General features: G+C 28.3%; 4 protein-coding genes. All 4 read left to right on the plus strand.

The features are described from left to right. Positions 1–216 precede the first annotated feature (216 nt). The gene (locus HUJ77_RS14995) at positions 217–522 is read left to right on the plus strand and encodes a hypothetical protein (protein ID WP_291710020.1); all 306 of its coding nucleotides are present in this window, start codon (positions 217–219) and stop codon (positions 520–522) included. 236 nt (positions 523–758) lie between these two features. Continuing rightward, a complete protein-coding gene (locus tag HUJ77_RS15000; RefSeq protein ID WP_291710021.1) occupies positions 759–1,967 on the plus strand; it encodes a C40 family peptidase in 1,209 nt (402 codons plus the stop codon). 157 nt (positions 1,968–2,124) lie between these two features. After that, positions 2,125–2,874 (plus strand): tRNA1(Val) (adenine(37)-N6)-methyltransferase, encoded by a 750-nt coding sequence (locus HUJ77_RS15005; RefSeq protein WP_291710023.1) that lies wholly within the window; start codon positions 2,125–2,127, stop codon positions 2,872–2,874. Between the two features lies 1 nt (position 2,875). Further along, positions 2,876–3,721, plus strand: coding sequence for a 16S rRNA (cytidine(1402)-2'-O)-methyltransferase (gene rsmI / locus HUJ77_RS15010; protein ID WP_291710024.1), 846 nt, complete (start codon positions 2,876–2,878; stop codon positions 3,719–3,721). Positions 3,722–3,758: the final 37 nt, after the last annotated feature.

Consider the following 3,758-nt stretch of genomic DNA (forward strand, 5'->3'; position numbering starts at 1 on the left):
TTGAACCTGCGACCTCATGGTCCCAAACCACGCGCGCTCCCATCTGCGCCACACCCCGAAGTACATTACTATTATAGTAACTATATATAATTGTGTCAACACTTTTTATCTATATAAATAAAAAAATTTACATAAGAAAATATAATTGCTAAAATAACATATCAACATGTTTAAAAATGTAAAAAGTAGGCAAATATTAAGGTAGGAGGTAAATAAATGAAAGGTATAAATTTAATAATTCTATTAGGAAGCTTTGGCTTTTTAATATTAGGACTAATATCTTTATTTAGTAAAAAAATAAAAAAATACTTTAAGGAAAGTGGAGTATATAAAGATGCAGATAAATTTATGTACTATAATGGTATATTTAATTTATCTATAGGTTTAATAGGAGTGATATTAGGATTACTAGATATAATCTTTATTGAAAAATCTAAGTACATAATAGTCGTATATATAGCATTTATATTTATATTATCAATAATTCAAAATATAGTGCTTAAGAAATATAAGAATATATAGACTTATTTTAAGATAAAAATAAGTTTTAGATATAAAAGTTAAAGCAAATAAATATACTTTAATAAGAGAGTTTAGTATTAATACTAAAATAATTTTAATAAATATGTATAGTATACATTTACATGCTCTAATTATCGCAATTTTTAAAAATTACCATTGTCCAAGCTTACCATAAGTGTTATAATGGTTAAGTAACATGTAAGGGAGAGGGGGATGGTCATAAGAGACCAGCGCATATGAAAAAAAGGATCTTGTCAATTGTTATTGCTGGAGCTTTAACAATTACCTCAGTAACACCAGTATTTGCTACTCCAAATGAGGAAGTAATACAGAATCAACAAAAGTATGACGAATTGAATAAGAAGATAGACGACATTCAAGGTAAAATATATAATTTAAACGAGCAAATAGCTCCATTAGCGGAAAAGGACATAAATAACAGAAAACAAATAGAATCTATCAAGGAAGAAATAGTTAACACTAACAAAGAGATTGATGCTTCAAAAGCTGAAATTGAAGATAAAGAAGAAGTGTTAGGAAAAAGATTAAGAGAATTATACAAATCAGGTGGCCAAGGAAGTTATATAACTTTACTATTTAGTGCTGAAAGTTTTGCTGATCTTATTTCAAAAATAGATTCTGCTAGTAGACTAGTTAATATTGATAAAAAGATAGTAAAGGATTTACTTGAAAAGAAAGAGAAATTAGATGAAAAGGTTGCTTCATTAGAAGAGAAGTCAAACGAAATAGCTAAGATTAATGAAGAAAACAAGAAAATATTATCTGAACTAGAAGATAAGAAAAAAGAGCAAGAAGTATTAATTGCTGAAGCACAATTAGAGCAAGAAAGATTTGATGCTCAATATTTATCAGTATCAGAAAGAAGTTTAGTAGAATATCAATTGAATATTCTAGTATCATCTAGTGAAATTTCAGATTTACAAAGTACAATATCACAATTAAGAACTATTAGGGATAAGCAATTAAAGAGTCCTACAGTAGTTGAAGAAGTAAATAACGCAATAGAAGATGCAAAGGTTAAAATCGAAGATTTACAAGCGCAACAAGCAGCAGCTGCAATGCCAAATAGAGGTCAATCATCTGCTACAGGAAATGCTATCGTAGATTATGCATATGGATTTATTGGAACTCCTTATGTATATGGAGCTACAGGACCAAGCGCTTTTGATTGTTCAGGATTTACAAGCTACGTTTTTAGAAATGCAGCTGGAATAGAAATATCTAGAACAACTTATTCTCAAATTGGTGTTGGTACACCAGTTTCATATGGAGAATTACAACCAGGTGATTTAGTATTTACTTATGGATTAGACCACGTTGGGATATATGTTGGAGGCGGACAGTATATACACGCTCCACAACCAGGTCAAAGCGTTAAAGTTTCACCAGTAACATCATTCTATGCAGCTAGAAGAGTACTTTAATTAAAAAGTTAATATTAATTAAATAAACTCCGTCTAAAGACGGAGTTTATTTTTTATGTATAGGGAATTATAAATTATGATATAATTTAGTAGATTTAAAATATAGCAAATAGTTAAAATGAAATTATACATAAATATAGTAGATAGAGGTAAGTAGATGAATAAAGATATAAAGTTATTAGAAGATGAATCTATAGATGATTTACAATTAGATAATTTATATTTAATACAAAAAAAACAAGGATTTAGATTTGGGGTAGATGCGGTTTTATTATCTAATTTTGCTAGTGTAAAAAATAAGCATAAAGTTGTAGACTTATGTACAGGTACAGGGATAATTCCATTTCTAATACAAGGTAAATATAAACCCAAAGAAATAGTAGGTATAGAAATTCAAGAAGATATGGTAGAAATGGCAAATAGAAGTAGTAAGTATAATGAATTAGAGAATACTGTGAAGTTTATAAATGCTGATTTAAAGAATTTAGAACTATTAAAGACTTTAGGAAAATTTGATGTTTTAACTGTTAATCCACCATATAAACTAAATAATTCTGGGATTATAAATCCGCATGATAAGTTAGCAATTGCAAGGCATGAAATTTTATGTAATTTAGAAGATGTTATTATAGCTGCAAGACAACTTTTAAAAGATAATGGTAGAATATATATGGTACATAGGCCAGAGAGGTTAATAGATATATTTGAGCTTATGAGAAAGCATAGAATAGAGCCTAAAAGAGTTCAAATGATACAACCTAATATAAACAAGGCTCCCAATATAGTTCTAGTTGAAGGGCAACGTGACGGTGGAGCGTATTTAAAATGGGAAACACCAATATATGTATATAATGAAGATGGAACTTATACAAAAGAAATAAATAGAATTTATGGTAGGGAGGATTAAAATGGAATCAGGGAAATTATATTTAGTTCCTACACCTATAGGAAATTTAAAGGATATAACCTTAAGAGCTTTAGAAGTTTTACAAAAGGTTGATGAAATAGCAGCGGAAGATACGAGAACTAGTTTAAAGCTTTTAAATCACTTTGAAATAAAAAAGAGTTTGTTTAGTTATCATAAACATAATGAACAAGGAAAAAGTTTAGATATAATAAATAAATTAAAAAATGGAGTAAATATTGCATTAATAACTGATGCAGGTACACCAGGTATTTCTGATCCTGGAAGTGTAATAGTTGAAAAATGTATAGAAGAAAATATTGAATTTGAAGTTTTACCAGGAGCAACTGCTATAACTACTGCACTAGTGTATTCAGGACTAGATACGACAAAGTTTATTTTTAGAGGGTTTTTACCAAGAGAAAATAAAGATAGAAAACCAGTAATTGAAGAAATTAAAAATGTTAGAGACACTCTAATATTTTATGAAGCACCGCATAGATTACTTAATACTCTTGAATATATAAAAGATAATTTGGGAAATAGAAAAATTGCAGTTTGTAGAGAACTTACTAAGCTCCATGAGGAAATTTATAGAGGGAAAATATCAGATGCTATTAATTTCTTTAATGAAGCTAGACCAAGAGGAGAGTTTGTTCTAGTTATTCAAGGAAAGTCAGATGAAGACATTAAGGCTGAAAAAGAATCTAAGTGGAATTCTTTGAGTATTGAAGAGCATTTAATTAAAACTATGGAATCAGGAATAGACAAAAAAGAAGCTATAAAAATAGTAGCTAAAGAAAGAGGATTAGCTAAGAAAGAAGTATATAAGTATTCAACTAATTTATAGTTATTAAAGGTTAATCCCCTATATGATATATCATATA

Origin of the sequence: Clostridium sp. (genome assembly GCF_021443865.1) — a bacterium.
Classification (GTDB): Bacteria; Bacillota; Clostridia; order Clostridiales; family Clostridiaceae; genus Clostridium.